Genomic DNA, 530 nt, shown 5'->3' on the forward strand with positions numbered 1-530 from the left:
GCCACCTCGCCACGCCACCGGTGATCCCGCAGCCCACCCCCACCCAGCTCGATCTCCTCTATCTCCTCGGGGTGGATCCACGGCAGCTCCGGTGACGATCACAGACCTGCGGAAAACGGGGCTAGGCCGCTGGGAGATCCCGGACGAAGCCGTCGGACATGTGGCCAAGCAGGTCAAGGTGGCCGCCTCGGAGCTGGCGTCGTATGAGTGGTCAGGGTCGACGATCGAGTACCATCGCGGCCAGATCCGTGCGCACCTGGGCTTTCGCACCTGCACCACCGCTGATGCCGCCAAGCTCGGCGTGTGGCTGGCCGAGAACGTGGCCCACGCCGAGCGGCGGCACGCAGGGACAGGTCACCAGTCGTGGAGGCTGAAGGGGGCACCGTTTCGACTGGAGTGGATTCCGGTACTACATCCGTAGATCGTTTTGCTGTTTGACCTCCGCATCGTCGTCGAAGGCGGGATGGTCTGCGGGTGTCCTTACCCTTCTCCTACGATCTGGTCGTGTCCTGGGATGCAGAACTCGCCGC

1 protein-coding gene is annotated in these 530 nt (G+C 65.1%); it reads left to right on the forward strand.

The window, feature by feature from the left end; genetic code table 11:
* Nucleotides 1–91 precede the first annotated feature (91 nt).
* Nucleotides 92–421, forward strand: coding sequence for a DUF4158 domain-containing protein (locus tag ABGB08_RS54740; protein ID WP_347608589.1), 330 nt, complete (start codon nucleotides 92–94; stop codon nucleotides 419–421).
* The last annotated feature ends 109 nt before the right edge of the window (nucleotides 422–530 follow it).

The sequence above is a fragment of the Acrocarpospora sp. B8E8 genome (assembly GCF_039871605.1).
In the GTDB taxonomy this organism is placed as follows: Bacteria; Actinomycetota; Actinomycetes; order Streptosporangiales; family Streptosporangiaceae; genus Acrocarpospora; species Acrocarpospora macrocephala.